At 66.2% G+C, this 21,061-nt stretch carries 24 protein-coding genes; 6 read left to right on the top strand and 18 right to left on the bottom strand.

The features are described from left to right. The 6 genes from mftF to mftA form a co-directional block, all read right to left on the bottom strand. Positions 1-1,413, bottom strand: coding sequence for a mycofactocin biosynthesis glycosyltransferase MftF (gene mftF, locus AWC06_RS10975; protein ID WP_085197995.1), 1,413 nt, complete (start codon positions 1,411-1,413; stop codon positions 1-3). Continuing rightward, entirely contained in the window at positions 1,410-2,153 is a 744-nt protein-coding gene (mftE, locus tag AWC06_RS10980) for a mycofactocin biosynthesis peptidyl-dipeptidase MftE (RefSeq protein WP_085197273.1), read from the bottom strand. The genes mftF and mftE overlap by 4 nt, the downstream gene beginning before the upstream one ends. A gap of 131 nt (positions 2,154-2,284) precedes the next feature. Continuing rightward, positions 2,285-3,478, bottom strand: a complete 1,194-nt coding sequence (gene mftD / locus AWC06_RS10985; RefSeq protein ID WP_085197275.1) for a pre-mycofactocin synthase MftD — start codon at positions 3,476-3,478, stop codon at positions 2,285-2,287. Positions 3,479-3,480: 2 nt separating this feature from the next. Next, complete coding sequence (gene mftC / locus AWC06_RS10990; protein ID WP_085197277.1) at positions 3,481-4,656, bottom strand: mycofactocin radical SAM maturase; 1,176 nt, start codon at positions 4,654-4,656, stop codon at positions 3,481-3,483. After that, entirely contained in the window at positions 4,653-4,958 is a 306-nt protein-coding gene (mftB, locus tag AWC06_RS10995; RefSeq protein WP_211281948.1) for a mycofactocin biosynthesis chaperone MftB, read from the bottom strand. Before mftB ends, mftC begins: the two co-directional genes overlap by 4 nt. Further along, a complete protein-coding gene (mftA, locus tag AWC06_RS11000; RefSeq protein ID WP_085197281.1) occupies positions 4,943-5,038 on the bottom strand; it encodes a mycofactocin precursor MftA in 96 nt (31 codons plus the stop codon). Before mftA ends, mftB begins: the two co-directional genes overlap by 16 nt. A gap of 101 nt (positions 5,039-5,139) precedes the next feature. Between mftA and mftR the strand changes: the two genes are divergently transcribed. Both mftR and AWC06_RS11010 read left to right on the top strand, forming a co-directional pair. Beyond that, on the top strand, positions 5,140-5,736 hold the full coding sequence (mftR, locus tag AWC06_RS11005; protein ID WP_211281949.1) for a mycofactocin system transcriptional regulator: 597 nt from the start codon (positions 5,140-5,142) through the stop codon (positions 5,734-5,736). Further along, positions 5,733-6,782, top strand: a complete 1,050-nt coding sequence (locus tag AWC06_RS11010) for a DUF2332 domain-containing protein (RefSeq protein ID WP_085197285.1) — start codon at positions 5,733-5,735, stop codon at positions 6,780-6,782. The genes mftR and AWC06_RS11010 overlap by 4 nt, the downstream gene beginning before the upstream one ends. 83 nt (positions 6,783-6,865) lie before the next feature. Here AWC06_RS11010 and AWC06_RS11015 read toward each other — a convergent pair whose 3' ends face one another. After that, positions 6,866-8,059, bottom strand: coding sequence for an NAD(P)/FAD-dependent oxidoreductase (locus AWC06_RS11015; protein ID WP_085197286.1), 1,194 nt, complete (start codon positions 8,057-8,059; stop codon positions 6,866-6,868). 37 nt (positions 8,060-8,096) lie between these two features. Continuing rightward, positions 8,097-8,546, bottom strand: coding sequence for an Rv2324 family transcriptional regulator (locus AWC06_RS11020; protein ID WP_085197288.1), 450 nt, complete (start codon positions 8,544-8,546; stop codon positions 8,097-8,099). Between the two features lie 114 nt (positions 8,547-8,660). On the opposite strand from AWC06_RS11020, the gene ddaH reads away from it, so the two are divergent. Together ddaH and rocD are read left to right on the top strand one after the other, a co-directional pair. After that, entirely contained in the window at positions 8,661-9,521 is an 861-nt protein-coding gene (gene ddaH / locus AWC06_RS11025) for a dimethylargininase (protein WP_085197290.1), read from the top strand. Next, a complete protein-coding gene (rocD, locus tag AWC06_RS11030) occupies positions 9,494-10,855 on the top strand; it encodes an ornithine--oxo-acid transaminase (RefSeq protein ID WP_085197292.1) in 1,362 nt (453 codons plus the stop codon). The genes ddaH and rocD overlap by 28 nt, the downstream gene beginning before the upstream one ends. On the opposite strand, the gene AWC06_RS11035 is transcribed toward rocD, so the two are convergent. From AWC06_RS11035 to AWC06_RS11065, 7 genes are all read right to left on the bottom strand, one after another. Then, entirely contained in the window at positions 10,746-11,564 is an 819-nt protein-coding gene (locus AWC06_RS11035) for a mycofactocin-coupled SDR family oxidoreductase (protein ID WP_085197999.1), read from the bottom strand. The two genes, rocD and AWC06_RS11035, sit on opposite strands and share 110 nt — an antisense overlap. A gap of 72 nt (positions 11,565-11,636) precedes the next feature. Next, positions 11,637-12,446, bottom strand: coding sequence for an SHOCT domain-containing protein (locus AWC06_RS11040; protein ID WP_085197294.1), 810 nt, complete (start codon positions 12,444-12,446; stop codon positions 11,637-11,639). Positions 12,447-12,526: 80 nt separating this feature from the next. Then, positions 12,527-13,717 carry an elongation factor Tu gene (gene tuf, locus AWC06_RS11045; RefSeq protein ID WP_085197296.1) on the bottom strand — a complete coding sequence of 397 codons (1,191 nt, stop codon included), beginning with the start codon at positions 13,715-13,717 and terminating at the stop codon, positions 12,527-12,529. 106 nt (positions 13,718-13,823) lie between these two features. Continuing rightward, positions 13,824-15,929 carry an elongation factor G gene (gene fusA, locus AWC06_RS11050; RefSeq protein WP_085197298.1) on the bottom strand — a complete coding sequence of 702 codons (2,106 nt, stop codon included), beginning with the start codon at positions 15,927-15,929 and terminating at the stop codon, positions 13,824-13,826. Positions 15,930-16,010: 81 nt separating this feature from the next. Further along, entirely contained in the window at positions 16,011-16,481 is a 471-nt protein-coding gene (rpsG, locus tag AWC06_RS11055) for a 30S ribosomal protein S7 (protein WP_045382601.1), read from the bottom strand. After that, positions 16,481-16,855 (bottom strand): 30S ribosomal protein S12, encoded by a 375-nt coding sequence (gene rpsL / locus AWC06_RS11060; protein WP_003923350.1) that lies wholly within the window; start codon positions 16,853-16,855, stop codon positions 16,481-16,483. Before rpsL ends, rpsG begins: the two co-directional genes overlap by 1 nt. A 229-nt stretch (positions 16,856-17,084) precedes the next feature. Next, a complete protein-coding gene (locus tag AWC06_RS11065) occupies positions 17,085-17,705 on the bottom strand; it encodes a TetR/AcrR family transcriptional regulator (protein WP_085197300.1) in 621 nt (206 codons plus the stop codon). A gap of 107 nt (positions 17,706-17,812) precedes the next feature. On the opposite strand from AWC06_RS11065, the gene AWC06_RS11070 reads away from it, so the two are divergent. Both AWC06_RS11070 and AWC06_RS11075 read left to right on the top strand, forming a co-directional pair. Further along, the gene (locus tag AWC06_RS11070) at positions 17,813-18,190 is read left to right on the top strand and encodes a DUF3060 domain-containing protein (protein WP_085198001.1); all 378 of its coding nucleotides are present in this window, start codon (positions 17,813-17,815) and stop codon (positions 18,188-18,190) included. Between the two features lie 19 nt (positions 18,191-18,209). Continuing rightward, on the top strand, positions 18,210-18,623 hold the full coding sequence (locus tag AWC06_RS11075; RefSeq protein ID WP_085197302.1) for a DUF3060 domain-containing protein: 414 nt from the start codon (positions 18,210-18,212) through the stop codon (positions 18,621-18,623). On the opposite strand, the gene AWC06_RS11080 is transcribed toward AWC06_RS11075, so the two are convergent. From AWC06_RS11080 to AWC06_RS11090, 3 genes are read right to left on the bottom strand one after another with little or no spacing between them, the layout of a single operon-like run. Next, entirely contained in the window at positions 18,620-19,384 is a 765-nt protein-coding gene (locus tag AWC06_RS11080; RefSeq protein ID WP_085197304.1) for a crotonase/enoyl-CoA hydratase family protein, read from the bottom strand. The two genes, AWC06_RS11075 and AWC06_RS11080, sit on opposite strands and share 4 nt — an antisense overlap. Next, positions 19,381-20,103: a PaaX family transcriptional regulator C-terminal domain-containing protein gene (locus tag AWC06_RS11085; RefSeq protein WP_085197306.1), complete on the bottom strand. Its 723-nt coding sequence runs from the start codon at positions 20,101-20,103 to the stop codon at positions 19,381-19,383. Before AWC06_RS11085 ends, AWC06_RS11080 begins: the two co-directional genes overlap by 4 nt. A gap of 2 nt (positions 20,104-20,105) precedes the next feature. Then, positions 20,106-21,044, bottom strand: coding sequence for a crotonase/enoyl-CoA hydratase family protein (locus AWC06_RS11090; RefSeq protein WP_085197308.1), 939 nt, complete (start codon positions 21,042-21,044; stop codon positions 20,106-20,108). Between the last annotated feature and the right edge of the window lie 17 nt (positions 21,045-21,061).

Below are 21,061 nucleotides of genomic sequence, written 5' to 3' on the forward strand. Positions count from 1 at the left end.
TCAGACTCTAATCTGCGGCTTGAGCGGTCTGATATTGCGCTCCCGCATCACGCCGTACCACAGTCCGAGGCCGTAGGCCAGGTCATCCACCCGTTTGAGCACCAGGTAGGTCAGCAGCCCGATCGGTCTGGTGTCGTCGCCGGTGGATGCCCTGCGGTTGGCCCAGTCCACCACGCCGTCGGCGATGGCAGCGATCACGACGACCCGGCGACAGTACCGCGACATGATGGCGGCAACCAATGCCACAGGCCAGTAGTGCCGGCAGATCGCAGACGCCAGTTGCAGCGCCGCCGACCACAACCCGCGCGCCGCTATCACCAGAACGTCACCGATCTGAGTGTCATCCCCCTGCATGGCCTTAGCGATTCGGCGACCCGTCACGGCGGCGACGAGCAGGGATGCCAGGTAGCTCAGCCCCGAGCCGATCGCCATCAGGATCCACGCCGCAAGCGCCCAGCCGGAAATCACCAGCGGCGCCATCTTGTCCGGATGCCGCGCCGACAGCGGCGCAGCGGACCCTCCGTAAAAGGCTTTGCGCGCAATCCAATCCCGTAATTCCGTGCGATGGTCGTGTGCCACCAATGCAATTGGCTCGTAGCGGAGGCGGGCACCGGCTTCGACGAGCCGCCAGCACAGGTCGACATCTTCACCGGACCGCATGGTTTCGTCGAACCCGCCGACTTCACACATTTTGGAGCGACGACAAATGATTGCCGCGCTCGGCACGTATGAGACTGGGGTATAAGGGATTACGGGCGCCTCGCGTTGGCCGAGGTCAAGTGATGAGCGCACCGCTTCGTAGCGAGCCACCAAATGGTCGCTTTGCGCCAACCCGACAATGCGTGGGGCTACCAGCGCGACGGTCGGGTCGCAGAAGTGGCCGAGCAGGGCCTCGAGCCAACCGCGCCGCGGAACCACATCGGAGTCCAGGAATGCGACGAAGTCCGTCGTGCAGGCGGCCAGGCCGGTGTTGCGGGCTGCCGCCGGCCCTTTGCTGCGCGGATGGCGCAGCACCTCGATGTCAGAGTGAGCATCCGCAAAGTCGGCTGGCTCGATCGGGTTCGCCGACCCGTCGTCGACGACGATGATATGCAGGCCACGCAACGATGCCACCAACCGACGAAGGCCACATGCGTTGTCCCGCACCGGAATAACGACAGTGACGTCGCGATGCGACGGCCCGCCGGCTGGCCGCGGGTGGGCCACTGTCGCATCCAGCAGCGTGCGGGCCAGCTCCGCGCTCACCGCGTCGCGGACCTGAAGGCGACCGTTGGCGAGCAAGTCCTGGGCGGCCGGCGCCAGGCGCAGCAGCCGGGTCGGCGACCCGCCCAGCAAAGCGGAGCCGCGGCCCAGCACCCGGACGCGTCGGTCAACCTGCACAGCAAACCCATCCGGCAGCCGGGTCTGGGTCATGTCAGCATCCCGTCCGCCGCGGGCGCCCACCGCGCGATCCGGCTCAGGCAGCCGTCGACCATTTCTGCCAGGATCCGCTCCCCTTCTGCCGCGGTCGCGGTCGTCGGGTCACCGAGTACGCCCGTCTCGCTGACCGCCGCGACACCCCCGCGCCGCATCGACGGAAGCAGCTCGGACAATGGCGCACCGTTACCCGCCCGCCGCAGGTCGGCTCGCACGTCGGCCGGTGAAATGTGCAGCAAGACCGAGGTTTCGGTGTGGCCGGCGTGGCCGTCGGCTCCGCTGGCCAGGCAACTGCACCAGCCGACGTCACGGCCTTCTGAGCGCAGCAGGCCCACTGCGCGGTTCAGGGCGGTGACGTTGCCGCCGTGGCCGTTGACGAACAGCAGCCGTTGTGCCCAGCAGGTGGCCGACCTGCCGTACTCCACCAGCAGCGTGGTCAGCGCGTCGGTGCCGATGGAGATTGTTCCGGGGAAGCTCTGGTGCTCGCCGCTGTCGCCATAGCCGATGGCCGGTGCCACCAGCCAGCTCGGCGCAGGCGTACCCGCGAGGCGGGCAGCGACCCCGCGGGCGACGGCAGCCGCGATGCGGGTGTCGGTGTCCAGCGGCAGGTGGGGGCCGTGCTGTTCTGTGGAGCCCAGCGGGATCATCACGGCCAACGACATGCTCAGCAGCTGGCTCGACGTCGAGCCCCCGAGGTCTCCAGGGACGGGCACTTGCCGATGGTAAGACGAATTCACCTGGCGTGCATCGGTTGTTGGCTCTCTCGACAAAATTTTTTTCCGCTCCTGGCCGCCCCGGACCGCCGGTCGCCGCGCCACGTCCGCCACGTGAGTATCAGGCGGCTCGCTGGTCTCGGCGCGCGGCGGGCTCAGGTGTCGCCCGCACCGCGCACACCCAGCGCCCGAGCAAACCCGGGCGGGACCACAATGTCGTCCGGAGTGAGGTCGTGCACGGAGGCCCGCCCCAGCCCCATCAGGGCGCAGTCGATGCCCGCGCGGAGGATGTCGAGCACGTTCTCGACACCCGGCTGCCCGGCGGCCGCGAGGCCCCACAGATACGCGCGGCCGATCATTACCGCGCGCGCTCCCAACGCCAGCGCCTTGACGACGTCGCTGCCGCGCCGGATACCGCCGTCGAGCACCACTTCGATCTGGTCGCCGACGGCCTCGACGACCGCGGGCAGTGCGCGAATCGTCGCCGGTGTCCCGTCCAGGTTGTTGCCGCCGTGGTTGGATACCGAGATCGCCGAAACACCAGCATCCACAGCCTTTTTCGCGTCATCGACACGCATGACGCCCTTGAGCATGAACGGACCGCCCCATAGCTCCCGCAACCACGCGATGTCATCCCAGCTCGGCGGCGGCGTCGCCATCCATTCGCCGTAGGCGGCGAAGAACGGCGGGCCGGGTTCGCCGCGCTTGGCTTGGTTGGGCACCCGCAGGTCGGGTGGACGCAGTGTCTTGCCGAACTTCCACAACCACGCCGGGCGGGTGATCGCCTCCGGCGACATCCGCAGGATGGTCCGAAGGTTCATCTGTTCGGGGATTTTCGGGCTGCCCCAGTCCCGTCCGTGCGAGAACGTCCAGTCGGTGGTGACGATCAGCCCGACGGCGCCGGCCTGCCGCGCCCGCTCGACGCGCTCGGCGATCGCCTCGCGCCCGCCCAGCCAGTACACCTGGAAGAATACTTTGGGGTTGGCGGCGACGACGTCCTCGATCGGCTTGCTGGCGAACGACGACAAACCCATCGCTGTTCCGCGGGCGGCCGCCGCGCGCGCGACTGCCACCTCACCGTCCGGATCGACCGCCTGCACGCCAGTCGGCGAGATGATGACGGGCAACGAAACATCTTGTCCCATAACGGTCGTCGATAGATCGCGCTTTTCGATCGCGCCCACCACGTGAGGCGCGAAACCGAGCTCGCTGAACGCCTCGACATTGTCGGAAACGGTCAGCCCCTTTTCGCTGGCAGCGACCAACGCCGAGTAGACCGACTTCGGCAGTCGCCGCTTTGCCCGTTGCTGGGCGATGGCGACCGTCTCGAACCAGACGACACGGGCCACGGCTAGACCGGGCTTTCATTGCAGAGACGTTGCGGTGGGCGCGTGGACAGGGTCAGCGGAACCGGACCGCCGGCGCGCCGTCCGTGGGAGTGGTCGCCCCCGGGACGGGGTTTGAGGCGTTCGCGTGCCAAAGCCGGAACACCGTGGCCTTCAACGCATTCCGGGTCAGGCCCGTCGAGCGGCAGGCCGGTGAAGAACTTGGCCGCCATGCATCCGCCCCGGCAGCTGTCGTAGTGTCCGCAGCTGCCGCAGGCGCCTGCCGACTGCGGTTCGCGCAGCTCCCGAAACAGCGGAGCATTCTTCCAGACTTGGTCAAAACCGCCGTCGGACAGGACGTTTCCAGCCAGGAAGCGGTCGTGGATGGCGAATGGACAGGCGTACACGTCGCCGACCGGGTCGATCAGGCATACCACCCGGCCCGCCCCACACATGTTCAGGCCTGCCAGCGCGCCCGGTTCGCCGAGTCCCGACAGGTGAAAGAACGAATCACCGGTCAGCACCCGATCACCCTTGGCGACCAGCCAGTCGTACAGCTGTACCTGCTGCTCGGCCGTGGGATGCAGCTCGTCCCAGACGTCAGCGCCTCGTCCGGACGGTCGCAACCGGGTGATTCGTAACGTTGCCCCGTAACGGCGTGCCAGCGCGGCGAATTCGTCGAGCTGGTCCACGTTGTGGCGGGTGACGACCACGGAGATCTTGGCGTCGGTGAATCCGGCGGCGGCCAAATTTTCCAGGGCACGCGCCGCCATCGCGTATGACCCTTGGCCACGGACGGCGTCGTTGACCTCAGCGGTCGCTCCGTCGAGCGAGATCTGCACGTCGACGTAGTCACTGGCGGCCAACCGGGCGGCTATCTCGGGGGTGATCCGCACCCCGTTGGTCGAGAACTTGACGCCGACATGGTGGGCGGTGGCGTAGTCCACCAGCTCCCAAAAGTCCGGGCGCACAGTCGGTTCCCCGCCGCCGATGTTGACATAGAACACCTGCATGCGCTCCAGCTCGTCGATGATGTCCTTGCAGGACTGCGTCGACAGTTCGCGTGGGTCGCGCTTACCCGACGATGACAGGCAATGCACACATGCCAGGTTGCATGCGTAGGTCAGCTCCCAGGTCAGGCAGATGGGCGCGTCCAGGCCCCGTTCGAACTGCTCGACCAGCCGCGGCAGCACCGATGTCATTGATTCTCCTTGGGCACCAGCATGTTGGAGCCGGCCAGCACGCCCAGCGCGTGCAAGTACGGGCGTTGCTCGGCGTCGTCGACTCCGGCGGCGCGACAGGCGGTCCGAACATCGGGGTAGTCGTCCAGCGATTGCACCAACGCAAGAATGGTGCGGTTCTTCAGGAACGACAGCTTGCGGGTCCCGAAGTGATACAGCAGCGCGCCGAATGGCTCCGGCCGCACCGCCACTTGCGGATGTAGTCGCCAGCCCAAGTCGGCGTCGAAACCGCTCGGCGCGGCCACGCTCAGTAGACCCCGCACATCCCGTCGATGGACACCTCTTCCACCAGGGTCTCGGTGACCAGTTCGGTCTCGGTGTCGCTCTGCTGGTTCGGCTCCATGACGTTGCCTCTCGTAATCGGGGCTCGACAAGTCGCGTCGAGCTGGTCAGAATCTTCGACAGAATATGGCATCGAGTGCCGTAATGGAAGAGCGGGGTCGCATGCAGCCTGAATCGCGGGTGGGCCGGCGCCGTTCGACGACGCCGCACCACATCACCGACGTCGCGCTGGGGTTGTTTGCCGACCGCGGTTTCGCAGAGGTGAGCGTGGACGACGTCGCACAAGCCGCCGGCATCGCCCGCCGCACGCTGTTTCGCTACTACGCCTCCAAAAACGCGATCCCGTGGGGCGACTTCGACGCTCATCTGCAGCACCTGCGTGCGGTGCTCGACGATGTCGACCCCGGCGTGCCGCTCGGTGAGGCCTTGCGCGCGGCACTGTTGGCGTTCAACACCTTTGACGACTCCGAGACGGTGCGGCACCGGCAGCGGATGCGGGTGATCCTGCAAACCGCTGAACTGCAGGCGTATTCGATGACCATGTATGCCGGTTGGCGGGAGGTCATCGCAGAGTTCGTGGGACGCCGAATCGGCCTCGGGACCTATGACCTGTTGCCACAGACGGTCGCATGGATGATGCTCGGCGCCGCATTGAGCGCCTACGCGCATTGGCTGAACGACGAATCGGTGCCGCTGCCGCAGGCGCTCGGGGACGCCTTCGACGTCGTCCGGGCCGGACTCGACGAGCTCGACAGATGACTCCCGAGAGCCGCCTGACGCGGTCCCTCCGACTGCAGGGGCGGGCGTGCGCGGACCTCGGTTCGCCGATGTACGGCGACCTGCTGGATCGAGTGGGCGCCGACGTGGAGGCCCGCGGGATCTTCTCCGAGATTCTGTCCGGGCACGAAAATGATCCGGTCCGCCAAGCGTTGCCGCTGCGTCTGCTCGGAGGCCTACACCGGCTGGTGCTCGACGCCCGGGCACCGGCGTTGCGCCGCTGGTATCCGAGTACCGGCGGGCAGTGGGACGCCGAAGCGGCGTGGCCCGAAGTCAAGTTGGCCGCCTCCGACCATGCCGAGGCACTGCGCGCCGCCCTCGATCACCCGCCGCAGACCAACGAGGTGGGCCGTTCCGCCGCTCTGATCGGCGCCCTGCTGATACTGGCTCGCCGATTCGGTTTGCCGATAAGGCTTTTCGAGATCGGATGCAGCGCCGGGCTGAACCTGCGCGCCGACCACTACTGCTACCGCTATCCTGACGAGCACTGGGGCCCGGCCGACTCACCGGTGACCATCGACGACGCGTGGCGTGGCCGACTGCCTGCACCCGCTGCCCTGCACATCGAGGAACGGCATGGTTTCGACATCGCCCCGCTCGACGCCACCACCCACGACGGCGAACTCACGCTGCTCAGCTACGTCTGGCCGGACATGACCGCGCGGCTGGATCGGTTGCGTGGCGCGATCGAGATCGCCCGGGGCGTTCCGGCACCGTTGCACCGCCGCAACGCTGCCGACGCCGTCGCCAGTCTCGACGTCGCCGAGGGCGCGACGACCGTGCTGTGGCACTCCATCACGTGGCAGTACCTCTCCGCCGACGAGCAGGCCGGCGTCCAGACCGGGATCGACGCGCTGGCAGCCCAAGCCCGATTTGCCGCACCGTTCGTGCATCTGGCGCTCGAGCCGCAGCGGCGAGCACCCGACTCGCCGATCGAGTTCGTCGTCCGGGCCCGCATCTGGCCGGACGGTGACGACACGCTGCTGGCCGAGTGTTCGCCGCACGGCCCACCTGTGATCTGGTATTAGGGTGTTCCTCCCCGCACGAACGTCGAGTTATTGTGGAAAATAATGGGTTTCAAGCACAGGAAGTCGACGCTCGACGGTGTGGGTTAGTCAAGCACGTCCGAGATCGGTGCTCCGGCAGCGATTTTGGCTCGGGTCTTCATCACCTTGCCGGGCATGCCGCCGCCGACCACACCGGCGACCACGCCGTCGCGTTCGTAGTATGCGAGGAACTTGCGACCGTCGTCCTCGACGAGGTGCACGATGTCGGTGGCAAGCGGCTCACCCAGGCATTGAATCTTGACGTCGTACTGGTCGCTCCAGAAATACGGGACGACGACGTTCGACGGCGTTTCTCTCCCGAGCATCGCGGGCACCACCACCCGGGCCTGTTCGGCGACGTTGCTCCAATGTTCCACGCGCACTTGGTGTCCCGTCGGGTCGCGCCAGGACGCGACGTCGCCGAGCGCCCAAACGTTCGGCACGCTGGTGCGCCCGGCCGCGTCGCAGATCACGCCGTTGTCGACCTCGATGCCGCTGCCGTCGAGCCACTCGGTCGCGGGCCGCGAGCCGATGCCGACCACCACCAGGTCGGCCGACACCTCGGTGCCGTCGGTCAACACCACGGTGTCGACGTGCTTGTCGCCGCGGACCTCGGCCACCCCGAGCCCGGTGCGCACGTCGACGCCCTCGTCGCGGTGTAACCGGGCCACCAGTGCACCAATCTGCTCGCCGAGCACCGACGCCAGCGGCGCCGGCTGCGGCTCCACCAGCACGACATCCACGCCCAGCCCGCGCAGGCTGGCCGCCACCTCGCAGCCGATGAATCCGGCGCCGACCACCACGGCGCGCTGCGCGGCGGAGGCATGCCGGCGCAGCGCGAGGCTTTCGTCGAACGAACGCAATACCCGGATGCCGTCCAGATCGGGAAACGCCGGAATGCGCCGCGGCACCAGACCGGTCGCGATGACGAGCTCGTCGTAGCCGAGCACGCTCCCGTCGTCGAGGGTTACGGTTTGCGCCGCGGTGTCCAGGCTGGTGGCCGCCGACCCCAGCCGCAGCGTGATGTCGTGCTCGTCGTAGAACTCACGCGGTTTGAGGGTCACGTCGTCGACCTCGCTGCGCAAGACCTCCTTGGACAGCGGCGGCCGGTCGTACGGCAAGTGCACCTCATCGCTGACGATGGTCAGCGGGCCGTCATAGTCGGCCCGGCGCAGTTGCTCGGCGGTCCGGGCGGCTGCCAGCCCCCCGCCGACGATCAGAATTCCCTTTTCGGGGCCGCCGCTTGCGCTACTGGTCACCTGGATTTCTTACACGATTGAGCCGCCGTATGGTTGTTCACCCGGCCCTCGAGCGGTCGATGAGGTTGGAGAGCACGACGATGCTCTCGGTGCGTTCGATGTCAGCGGCGGTGCGGATGCGCTCCAGAGCGTCCTCCAGATGGCTCATGTCGCGGGCCAGCACATGCAGGATGGCATCGGCCGTACCGGTTACCGTTGCGGCGCTGACCACTTCGGGAATGTCGGCCCAGGCTCGCCGCAGCTCGTCGGGCGAGATCCTGCCGTGGCAGTAGACCTGCGCGTAGGCCTCGGTGTTCCAGCCCACCGCATTGCGGTCGATGATGGTGGTGAACCCTCGGATCACACCGCTGTCCAGCATCCGGTCGACGCGGCGTTTGACCGCTGGGGCAGATAGCTTCACCCGCTCGCCGATCTCGGCGAAGGTTGCCCGGGCATGCTGCGCAAGCTCGGCCAGAATCTGCTCGTCGATAACGTCCAACCGGCTCATTGGCCCTCCTGACACAACAGACTGCCGCGACACGCGAATTTACACAATAGATCGCGCCTATGGACGCAAGAGGTGATCATGCCTTGCGTCACCGGCCTCCCATATCGTCGAATTATGACGATCTTCGCCGACTCGATAGTGGCCGCGGCACGCGATGTCCTCGACGCGCCCAGCCGCACGGCGCGGATACGGCACTACGTCATGACACCGCCGAGGTTTTTCGCCGTCGACTATGCAATCAACCCGTGGATGGACCCCGCCACGCCCGTGGACCGCGGTATCGCGGTGGCGCAGTGGGAGAACCTGCGCGACACCTACCGCCGGCTGGGTCACGTTGTCGAGCTGGTCGATCCGGCTCCCGGCCTGCCCGACATGGTCTACGCGGCCAACGGCGGGCTGATCGTCAACGGCACAGCGGTTGTCGCTCGGTTCAAATATCCGCAGCGCCAACGGGAGTCGATCGCCTACGCGCACTGGATGAGACGGCGGGGCTATACACCGGTGTCCACGCGCCACGTCAACGAAGGCCAAGGCGACCTGCTGCCGGTCGGCGAAATGATCTTGGCCGGAACGGGTTTCCGTACCGACGTGCGGGCGCACGCCGAGATCGCCGAGATCGTCGGCCTCCCGGTTGTCGGATTGCAGCTGGTGAATCCGCGCTTCTACCACCTCGACACCGCGCTGGCGGTGCTCGACGACACTACCGTCGCGTATTTCCCGCCGGCCTTTAGCGCACATTCCCGCGCGCAACTGAAGGCCCTGTTCCCAGACGCGATCGTGGTCGGCGCCGCCGACGCCCAGGCCTTCGGACTCAACGCCGTCTCGGACGGCCGCCACGTGGTCTACCCGGCCGGGGCGGTCGGCTTCGCCGAGCAGTTGGCCCAGGCCGGCTTCGAGCCGATCGGCGTGCAGATGTCCGAGCTGCTCAAGGGCGGCGGATCAGCCAAATGCTGCACGCTGGAGGTGTATTCGTGAGCGTCCTAGACACCGCGACTACCGGAACGCGCACCGCGTCGGCCATCGGCGTCGATGAACGCTACACCGCGCACAACTACCGCCCGCTGCCGGTGGTGGCCGCCAGCGCCGAGGGCGCGTGGATCACCGATGTCGAGGGCCGTCGCTACCTGGACTGCCTGGCCGCCTATTCCGCGGTGAACTTCGGGCATCGCAACGCCGAGATCACCGCGACCGCCCATGCTCAGTTGGACACCCTGACGCTCGTCAGCCGCGCGTTTCACGCCGAAGCGCTGGGCCGGTTCTGCGGGGCACTGGCGACGCTGTGCGGCAAAGACATGGTGTTGCCGATGAACAGCGGCGCCGAAGCAGTGGAGAGCGGCCTGAAGGTCGCGCGCAAGTGGGGCACCGAGGTCAATGGCGTGCCCGCCGATTGCGCGAACATCGTGGTGGCGGACAACAACTTTCACGGCCGAACCATCAGCATCGTCAGCTTTTCGTCCGACCAGACAGCCCGCCGAGGTTTCGGCCCGTTCACGCCCGGTTTTCTTTCGGTGCCGTTCGGTGACGCCGACGCACTGGCCGACGCCATCGACGAGAACACCGTCGCGGTGCTGTTGGAGCCGATTCAGGGCGAGGCCGGCGTCATCGTGCCCCCGGAGCAGTATCTGCCCGCCGTGCGGGCGATCTGCAGCGCCCGCAACGTGTTGCTGATCGCCGACGAGATCCAGTCCGGGCTGGCCCGCACCGGACGCACCTTCGCGTGTGACCACTGGGATGTGGTGCCCGACATCTACCTGCTGGGCAAGGCATTGGGCGGTGGAGTGGTGCCGCTGTCGGCGGTGGTCGCCGACCGCGACGTCTTGGGCGTGCTGCGGCCCGGCGAGCACGGGTCGACGTTCGGTGGGAACCCGTTCGCCGCGGCCATCGGGTGCACTGTGGTTTCGATGCTCGAGCGCGGTGAATTCCAGCAGCGCTCAGCGCATCTCGGTGAGCAACTGCATGAGCGGTTGCGAGGACTGATCGGTCATGGCGTGCTCGCGGTGCGCGGCCGTGGGTTGTGGGCCGGCGTCGACGTCGACGCAGAGCTGGGCACCGCGCGACAACTGAGCCTGCGACTCGTCGAGCGCGGCGTCCTGGTCAAGGACACCCAAGAGTCGACGTTGCGTTTCGCTCCGCCGCTTGTCATCACCGCAGCGGAAATCGACTGGGCCATAGACCGATTCGCTGAGGCGCTGGCCGAAGCTAGTATTTCAAAACGCCCTTGTCGACAGGGATCTGCGCCCCCGTCAACGTACCCGAGCCGTCACCGGCGAGCCATACCACGACATCGGACACTTCCTCCGGTGTCATGAAGCCCTTGGGCTGCAGCGGCATTGGCCCGAAACTGTGGATGTAGTGGGGGTGCTCGGAGAACACCTGCGCCATCAGGTCCGGCTCGATCATCGGCGTTTTGACCGAGTAGGGATGAATGGAGTTGACCCTGATGCCGAACTCGCTCAGCTCGATCGCCAGCGTATTGGTCAGTGCTACCAGCCCGTGCTTGGTCGCCGCGTAGTGGCCGTTGCCCGGCGTGGCCTTCAGCCCGGCCGACGAGCTGACCACCACGATCGACCCGCCGTTGCCGGCCTCGATCATCGCCGGCACAACCGCTCGCACTGTGCGCCAGGTGCCCGTTAGGTTGACCCCGATCACGGTGTCCCACTCCTCGTCGGAGAGCTCCCAGAGCCGTCCCCAACCCAGCACGCCCGCGTTGGCAACCAGAATGTCGAGTCGGCCGAACTGCTCGACGCCGTCGGCGACCAGCTGGCGCAGCGCGGCATCGTCGCGGATGTCGACCTCGCGGGCCAGAACCTTGCGCCCTTCGGCCTCCACCCCGTGGGCGGTCTCTGCCAGCTCCTCGGGAGTGGCCGGCGGGTAGGTGATGCAGTCGGACACCGGAGCGCAGATGTCCAAGGCGATGACGTCGGCGCCCTCGCGGGCCAGCCGGATCGCGTGCGCGCGCCCCTGGCCGCGCGCGGCACCGGTGACAAAGGCCACCCGCCCCTGCAATGCTTCGGACAACACACGCCCCTTTCGCCGGGCTGCCGACCAGGCTAGCAGCGAAACTGGAACGTGTTCTAATCGGCTGGGAAGTCAGATGTCGGCGATGATCTGGGCCCGCTTGCTGGCGTATTCCTCGTCGGTCAGCGCGCCGGAATGGCGCAGCGCCTCGAGCTCCTGCAGCCGTTCGCCGACGGACGGCTTTTCCGGTGCTGCGCCGCCAACCGCGGGGGCCGTGGCCGGCTGGGCAGCCGCTCGGCGAACCACGGCCTGGATCTGCTGACGCAGCGCCGGGTTGGAGCGGATGTCGACCATCTGGTTCAGCGGAATGTTGTTGGCCTTCAGGATCTGCAGTATCTCCATCAGCGGGCCGGCCTGCCCGCTCAGGTCATAAGTCTGGTTGTCCTCTGCGAGGGTGAACTGCGCGGGCACCAGGCCGTTGACCAAGGCGCTTCGCTCCCAATCGATCCGGTACTCCTGGGTGGCCGGATCGACGAGGACCACCAGCTTGCGCGCGGTGATGTTGCCCAGCCTGCTGACGCTGGCGATCACCCGGTCTTCGCTGTCGAATGGCGTGAAGCCGGATCCGGAGATATGCAACTGCAGTTTGACCAACGGCTGTTCGTTGATGCGTGTCCCGGTCTCCTTGATTCCCATGATCTGCGCGAGCGCCAGCACTCCGCTCTGCTCCAGCGCGGCGTTCTTGGCGGCCGATGTCGCCCCGAAGTTGGCGAGGGCCAGAGCAATCAGCACGTCGACGGCGGTGATCAGCAAACCGACGTAGAACATCCACTTGATCAAGCTGTATTGGCCCAGCGCGAAGTACGTGATCAAGAAGATCGGGCCCACCAGGCCCCCGCACAGCAGGACCAACAGTTGCGATTTGAGATAGCGCCAGAACATTGCGTGAGAGTAGCGCTTCATGCAAAACGGCGCCCACCCTTTCGGATGAGCGCCGCTTGCCGTCGCGGTCGCGCAGGAAACTACTTGATGATCTTCGTGACCCGACCGGCGCCGACGGTGCGGCCGCCCTCGCGGATCGCGAAGCGCAGACCCTCGTCCATGGCGACGGGCTGGATCAGCTTCACCTGGATGTTGGTGTTGTCACCGGGCATCACCATCTCGGTGCCCTCCGGTAGCGTCACCACACCGGTCACGTCGGTGGTGCGGAAGTAGAACTGCGGACGGTAGTTGTTGAAGAACGGCGTGTGCCGACCACCCTCGTCCTTGGACAGCACGTACACCTGGCCCTCGAACTCGGTGTGCGGGGTGGTGGTGCCGGGCTTGGTGACGACCTGGCCGCGCTCGACATCCTCACGCTTGACACCACGCAGCAGCAGACCGACGTTGTCACCGGCCTGACCCTGGTCCAGCAGCTTGCGGAACATCTCCACGCCGGTGACCGTGGTCTTGGTGGTCTCGGGCCGGATGCCGACGATCTCGACTTCCTCGTTGACGTTGATCACGCCGCGCTCGACACGGCCGGTCACCACGGTGCCGCGGCCTGTGATGGTGAACACGTCCTCGACGGGCATCAGGAACGGCTTGTCGGTCTCGCGGACCGGGTCGGGGATCGACTCGTCGACCGCGTTCATCAGCTCCTCGATGCCACCGACCCACTTCGGGTCGCCCTCGAGCGCCTTCAGCGCCGATACCCGGATGACCGGGGCGTCCTCGTCGAACTCCTGGGCGGCCAGCAGCTCACGGACCTCCATCTCGACGAGCTCGAGCAGCTCCTCGTCGTCGACCATGTCGGCCTTGTTCAGCGCGACCAGGATGTAGGGCACGCCGACCTGACGGGCCAGCAGCACGTGCTCACGGGTCTGCGGCATCGGGCCGTCAGTGGCGGCGACCACCAGGATCGCGCCATCCATCTGGGCGGCGCCGGTGATCATGTTCTTGATGTAGTCGGCGTGGCCCGGGGCGTCGACGTGGGCGTAGTGCCGCTTCTCGGTCTGGTACTCCACGTGCGCGATGTTGATGGTGATACCGCGCTGACGCTCCTCGGGCGCGTTGTCGATCTGGTCGAACGCCTTCGTCTCGTTCACGTCGGGATACTTCTCGTGCAGGACCTTGGTGATAGCCGCGGTCAGTGTGGTCTTGCCGTGGTCAACGTGACCGATGGTCCCGATGTTGACGTGCGGCTTCGTCCGCTCGAACTTCGCCTTCGCCACTTCTGTGTCCTCCTGGACTTGTTGGTGCTCGTTAAAGCAGTGTTGATGTTTTCAGTTGTGCCGCGGTAGTGACCGAGTCAGGTTACCCCCAGCAAATCCTGGTTGTTTACTCGCCCGTCGCCTTCGCGATGATCTCCTTCGAGACGTTTGCCGGCACTTCGGCATACGAGTCGAACACCATGGAGTAATTAGCCCGGCCCTGTGTCTTGGACCGCAGGTCGCCGACGTAGCCGAACATCTCCGACAGCGGCACGTGCGCCTTGACCACGCGCGCACCGCTGCGCTCCTCCATGGCCTGGATCTGGCCACGGCGGGAGTTCAGGTCGCCGATCACGTCGCCCATGTAGTCCTCTGGCGTGATGACCTCGACGGCCATGATCGGTTCCAGGATCACCGGCTGCGCCTGTCCGGCCGCCTTCTTTAAGGCCTGCGAGCCGGCGATCTTGAACGCCATCTCCGACGAGTCGACGTCGTGGTAGGCGCCGTCTTGCAGCGTGACCTTCAGGTTCACCAGCGGGTAGCCGGCCAGCACCCCGTATTGCATGGCGTCCTGGGCGCCGGCGTCCACCGACGGGATGTACTCGCGCGGTATGCGGCCGCCGGTGACCTTGTTCTCGAACTCGTAGGTGGCGCCGTCTTCACCGGTGAACGGCTCCACGGTGATGATGACTTTGGCAAACTGCCCGGAGCCACCGGTCTGCTTCTTGTGGGTGTACTCGACGTTCTCCACCCTGCGGCGGATCGTCTCCTTGTACGCCACCTGTGGCTTGCCGACGTTGGCCTCGACCTTGAACTCCCGGCGCATCCGGTCCACCAGGATGTCAAGGTGCAGCTCGCCCATGCCGCCGATCACGGTCTGCCCGGTCTCGGTGTCCTGATGCACCTTGAACGTCGGGTCCTCCTCGGCCAGCTTCTGGATCGACTGGCTCAGCTTCTCCTGGTCGCTCTTGGTCTTCGGCTCGATGGCCACCTCGATGACCGGGTCGGGGAAGGTCATCGACTCCAGCACGACCTGGTGGTTCGGGTCGGAGAGGGTGTCACCGGTGGTGGTGTCCTTCAGGCCGATCACCGCGTAGATGTGGCCCGCCGAGGCGGTGTCCACCGGGTTCTCCTTGTTGGAGTGCATCTGGAAGAGCTTGCCCAGCCGCTCCTTTTTGCCCTTGGTCGCGTTGATGACCTGGCTGCCGGAGTCGACCTTGCCGGAGTAGACCCGGATGTAGGTCAGCTTGCCGAAGAACGGATGCGAGGCGATCTTGAAGGCCAGCGCCGAGAACGGCTCGTCGGTGCTGGCGTGGCGGACGACCTCCTCGTCCTCGTGGCCGGGCGCGTGGCCCACGGCGGGCGGCACGTCCAGCGGCGACGGCAGGTAGTCGACGACCGCGTCGAGCATCGGCTGCACGCCCTTGTTCTTGAACGCGCTGCCGCACAGCACCGGGGTGATCTGAATGGCGACCGTCAGCTTGCGGATCGCGGCCTTGATCTCGTCGACCGTGATCTCCTCGCCGCCGACGTACTTCTCCAGCAGATCCTCGTCGGACTCGGCGACGGTCTCGATCAGCTTGGTGCGGTATTCCTCGGCCGTCTCGGCGAGCTCGGCCGGAATGTCGACGACGTCGTACTTCTCACCGAGTTTGGTTTCGCCGCGCCAGACCTTGGCGTTCATCTCGACCAGGTCGACGACGCCCTCGAACTCGCTTTCCGAGCCGATGGGCAGCTGGATCGGCACCGCGTTGGCACCGAGGCGCTCCTCCATCGTCTTGACCGAGAAGTAAAAGTCGGCGCCGATCTTGTCCATCTTGTTGACGAAGCAGATACGCGGAACGTTGTATTTGTCGGCCTGCCGCCACACCTGCTCGGACTGCGGCTCGACGCCCTCCTTGCCGTCGAAGACCGCGACGGCGCCGTCGAGCACCCGCAGGTTGCGCTCCACCTCGACGGTGAAGTCGACGTGCCCGGGGGTGTCGATGATGTTGAGCTGATTGTCTTTCCAGAACGTGGTGGTGGCCGCGGAGGTGATGGTGATGCCCCGCTCCTGTTCCTGCTCCATCCAGTCCATGGTGGCGGCGCCGTCGTGCACCTCACCGATCTTGTAGTTGATGCCGGTGTAGTACAGGATGCGCTCGGTCGTCGTCGTCTTACCGGCATCGATGTGCGCCATGATGCCGAAGTTGCGGACCTTGCTCAGGTCGGTCAGTACGTCCTTCTGTGCCACAGAAGTCTTCCCACTCTTTCGGTTGCTCTAGTTAGTCGTTCGCTGTTGGGCTCGGCGGCTCCGCTGCTCGCCGGCCCGGTATCACCAGCGATAGTGCGCGAAGGCGCGGTTTGCCTCGGCCATCTTGTGGGTGTCCTCGCGTCGTTTGACCGAAGCCCCGAGGCCGTTGCTGGCATCCAGGATCTCGTTTGCCAGGCGCTCGACCATGGTCTTTTCCCGACGCTGCCGGGAGAAGCTGACCAGCCACCGCAGTGCCAGCGTGGTGGACCGGTCCGGCCGCACCTCGACGGGCACCTGATAGGTGGCACCACCGACACGGCGGCTGCGCACCTCGAGGGCCGGCTTTACGTTGTCGAGAGCCCGCTTGAGCGTGATCACCGGGTCGGTGCCTGTCTTTTCGCGAGCCTGTTCGAGCGCACCGTAAACAATGCGCTCGGCGAGCGATTTCTTCCCTTTCAGGAGAACTTTGTTCACCAGCTGGGTGACCAGCTGCGACCCGTAGACCGGGTCATTGACCAGCGGACGCTTCGGCGCGGGACCCTTGCGCGGCATCAGCCCTTCTCCTTCTTGGCACCGTAGCGGCTGCGAGCCTGCTTGCGGTTCTTGACGCCCTGGGTGTCGAGCGAGCCGCGGATGATCTTGTAGCGCACGCCCGGCAGGTCCTTCACCCGGCCGCCACGCACCAGCACCATCGAGTGTTCCTGCAGGTTGTGGCCCTCGCCGGGAATGTAAGCCGTGACCTCAACCTGGCTGGTCAGCTTGACGCGCGCGACCTTGCGAAGCGCCGAGTTCGGCTTCTTCGGAGTCGTGGTGTACACGCGGGTGCACACGCCACGGCGCTGCGGGCTCCCCTTGAGGGCCGCGGTCTTGACCTTTCCGATCTTGTCGCGGCGACCCTTGCGGACCAGCTGCTGAATGGTTGGCATCTACCGGCTTTCTGTGTCGTCTCTGTAGTGCAGTTATGCCCAGCCTTGGGATCAACCACGTCCCCCGCGGCCGGGTGTGTCGCACGCACCCGCCGCTGAACTCGTCGTTGCGTCATGGACATGCGAATTGGCCCGGCGTGCGCGCCTTAGGTCTGCGCCTAGAGCCGCCAGGCACGAGCACACACAATACCCGCCGGTGGTCGTGCAGGTCAAAGCGCGCGCACCCCTACTACCGGCGCTGCAGCCCCGCCGCCAGCCGCAGCACCATGTCGGAGAACAGCGTGTCGGTGTCGATGATGTCGTCCATGGCGCCCGTCATCTCCAGCAGCACAAACCCGTGCATCGCCGACCAGAACTCCAACGCCGCGTAAAAGGCCTGCTCATCGTCGAGACCGTAGGAGGACAACACCGCCATCACCGGTGCCGCCGCGCCCTTGGTGGCGGCGGTGAACTCCGGGTCGTCGCCGCCCAGCGGCATCCGGGTGAACGCCGAATACCGCCCTGGGTGGTGGTGGGCGTAGCTGCGGTAGGCGCTGGCCATCACCAGCACCGCATCGTCGCCGACCCGACCTTCGCCGGCTCGGTTCAGCATCGTGAGAATGTCGTCGATCACCCGCATCCGCACCGTGCGCCGCAGGTCCTCGAGGCTTTCCACGTGGTTGTACAGCGACGGTCCTTTGGTTCCGAGCTGCGTCGCCAGCGCATTGATCGTCAGCGCGTCCCACCCCTCGCGGTCCAGAAAGGTCAGCGCGGCGTTGACGATGATCTCGCGGCTCAGTTTCGCCGGACGGGCCCCCGACTTTCCGGTGGCACGCGACCGGGTGCTCGGTGGCTCCGGCTCAGCTGCCATGACGGTCGCCCTTCTTGCGTAGTCGACGAAGAACTCTAGTTGACTGCGTCTTGGAACACGTACGCTCAGTCCTGCAGATCACCCGCCATTCCGAGAGGAGCCCGCGGTTGAAACCGACAAGCCCAGGCCGGGTCTTGGCCGCGAGCGCGATCGCGATCCCTTTTGTACTCGCCGCGGGCGCGCCGATCGCACACGCCAAAAACGGTGACACCCACATCACGGGGCAGGGCCTGGACCAGACGATCGACTGCAACAACGCGACGCTGATAGTCGACGGCACATCGAACACCATCAACGCGCTAGGAACCTGTTGGGCGGTGACGGTGATGGGCTCGGGTCACACCGTGATCGCCGACACCGTCGTCCACGACATCACCGTCTACGGCTGGGACGAGTCGATCTATTACAAGAACGGCGATCCCGTCGTCTGGGACCGTGGGCGCGAACTGGGCATGGTCAACCGCATCAATCATGTCTCGACGTAAATCGACGAATCGAGGAAATATGCGCGCGTTTGTTTTGACGTTGTCTGCCCTGGTGGTCGTGGCAGGGCTGGCCGCCTGCGGACCGAAGAACAAGCCCGCGGCTCCGACCTCCTCTTCGACTTCATCCTCTAGCAGCTCTGCGACGACCGCGCAGTTCGACATCGGCAACACGATCAACTACGGGTCGTTTGGAACGACCACCGAAATCGATTGCGCCAACGGTAAATCCCTGAACGTCGGTGGGTCCAACAACACGCTGACCGTCAAAGGCAGCTGCGGGACGGTGACCATCGGCGGTGCAGATAACAAGATCACCCTGGACAAGATCGACAGCCAACTCAACGTTGTCGGATTCAACAACACGATCACTTACAAGAACGGCGACCCCAAGGTCGAGAACCTCGGGTCGAACAACACGATCAAAAAGGGCTAGGCGCTGGCCCCGTGGCGGCCGGCACCGGCGGCGAAACGCCCTGCGCCCTCCATCGCTTCGGCGGCCACTCGGGAGATGCTGGCGAATTCGTAATCCAGCGCGTCTGATTCGGCGAACCCCCACTGGTGCAGCGCGGACATCCGGTCCGACCGCATGCACTGCTGCGGCAATGCTGCCAACTCGGCCGCCAGCTGCTCGGCTGCTTCGCGGGCATGCCCCTTGGGCACAACGCGGTTGGCCAGCCCGATTGCCAGCGCTTCGGCGGCCGCGACGCCGCGGCCGGTGAGGATCATGTCCATCGCCCGGCTCTGCCCGATCAGCCTGGGCAACCGGATGGTCCCGCCGTCGATCAGCGGCACGCCCCAGCGGCGGCAGAACACCCCGAACACCGCGTCCTCCTCGGCGACCCGCAGGTCGCACCACAACGCGAGCTCCAGGCCGCCGGCGACCGCATAACCACTGACCGCGGCGATCACCGGTTTGGACAGCACCATCCGCGTCGGCCCCATCGGGCCCGGCCCCGTCCGGTGCACCTGGTTGGCTTCCGGTGTGTTGAACGCCTTCAAATCGGCGCCAGCGCAGAAGGTTCCGTTGTCGCCCCACAGCACTGCCACCGACGCGGTGTCGTCGCGGTCGAACTCCTCGAACGCCGCGAACAGCCCCGCGGCCGTGGGCCCGTTGACGGCGTTGCGGGCCTCCGGCCGGTCCAGGATCACCGTGGTCACCGGACCCTTGCGCTCTACCCGTACCGGATCGCTCATGTCGCCTCCACAAGTTGGGTTGTTTCCCGTCGTGCGAGCAGCTCGGCCGCGAAGCCGTGATAGGCCGCACGCAGCCCTGCACCCGGCCAGTCGGCCGGCAGGAGTTCGTGGGGCAGCACCGGGTCGGTGAGCAGGTGACGTACCGTCGCCGCGGCCACCACGAAACGGCCGGGAATGTCGGTCGCGGAGGCCATTTCGTCGAGCAGCCGGTGACCTGCTGCCGCCCAGCCGTGCAGGTCCCACAACTGGCCGGCCAGCACGGCGGGGGCGTCATCGCGGGCCCGCAGGACCCGCACCCGTGCGTTAACCTCGGGATCCAGGTTCAGCACCAGGTTGTCGGGCCGCATCCACACCCCTTCACGTAGTTCGCCAAAGCGGCTGGCGTGCAGCGCAGTTCGCAGGGCGGCCCTGGTGCGCGCGTCACTGCCCACGCTGGTCACGATCAGCATGAACCATTCGCCCTGCCAGTGCCGCACCGGTGGATCAATGGCGTCGTCCTGCCGGCGCTGGCGAGCCAGCAAGCGCTCCGAGAGCCGGTAGCCGTCTGCGGAGCGGATCAGGTCGCCGGCGCCGACCATGCGGGTCAGCGCGACCCGCAACGTCGTCTCCTTGATTCCGAAATCGGAAGTGAGCCTGACCAATTCGCCGGCACTGGCACACGCGGGATGGGCGCCGAGCAGCACGCTGAGTACCACCGACCGCGCTGTCATGTCCGGCATGTCTACACCTGGGATGCCTGGCGGCCGTAGTCGCCGAACGGTTCGTCGCGATGCTTGACGGCGTCCCGGAAGCCGTGCTCGACGGCGTCGGCGACGAACGCATGCCCCTCCGGCGTGTGCCTGGCGATACCGTCGAAAACGGTGCTGACCATTCTGCTGGTCGCTACACCTTGTTGCAGCAGAGCGGAATTCAGCGCGAGCTTGACCATGATCAGCTGATTGACCGGCACGGCGGCGATCCGCTCCACGAGTCGCTCAGTGCGCTCGTCGAGGTCTTTCGGCTCCGGCGCCTCGACCGCCAGCCCCCATTCGGCGGCCTGAGCGCCGGTGATGCAATCACCGGTCAGCAGAAGGCGTTTGGCTCGCTGGTCGCCCAGCCGGTGCGCCCACAGCCCGGCTGCCGGCACACCCCACACTCGGGTCGGCGGGTAGCCGATCTTGGCGTCGGATGCGGCGATCACCTGGTCGGCGTGCAGCGCGATATCGGTGCCGCCGGCCACGCAGTAGCCGTGGATCTTGACCACCGTGGGCTTGTCGGCGTGCATCAGGCTGGAAAAGCCGCGCACGAACCGGCTCATCATCTGATAGTCGATCATCGGATCCCACGGCTGATCGGGTAAGTGGTTGACAGCCTGGGTTTTACCGTCGAGGACCGTGCCCTGGTATGCGCCGGTGCCGCCGGCTGAGCCGCTGCGGTCGGCGTAGGCGCTCAGATCGAAACCGGCACAAAACCCCTCGCCGCGGCCGGACACCAGGATGACGTGGACGTTAGGGTCCAGATCGGCCCGCTCCACGAGGGCCGACAGTTCGAGCGGGGTATCGGCGATGATCGCGTTGCCCTTCTCGGGGCGGTTGAAGGTGATCCGCGCAACCCGACCGGTGACCTCGTAGGTCATCGTCTTCAGGTTGTCGAAGTCGACCGGTCTGATCGCGTAGGTCATGAGCGGCGCTCTCCCCC

Origin of the sequence: Mycobacterium fragae, assembly GCF_002102185.1 — a bacterium.
GTDB lineage: Bacteria > Actinomycetota > Actinomycetes > Mycobacteriales > Mycobacteriaceae > Mycobacterium > Mycobacterium fragae.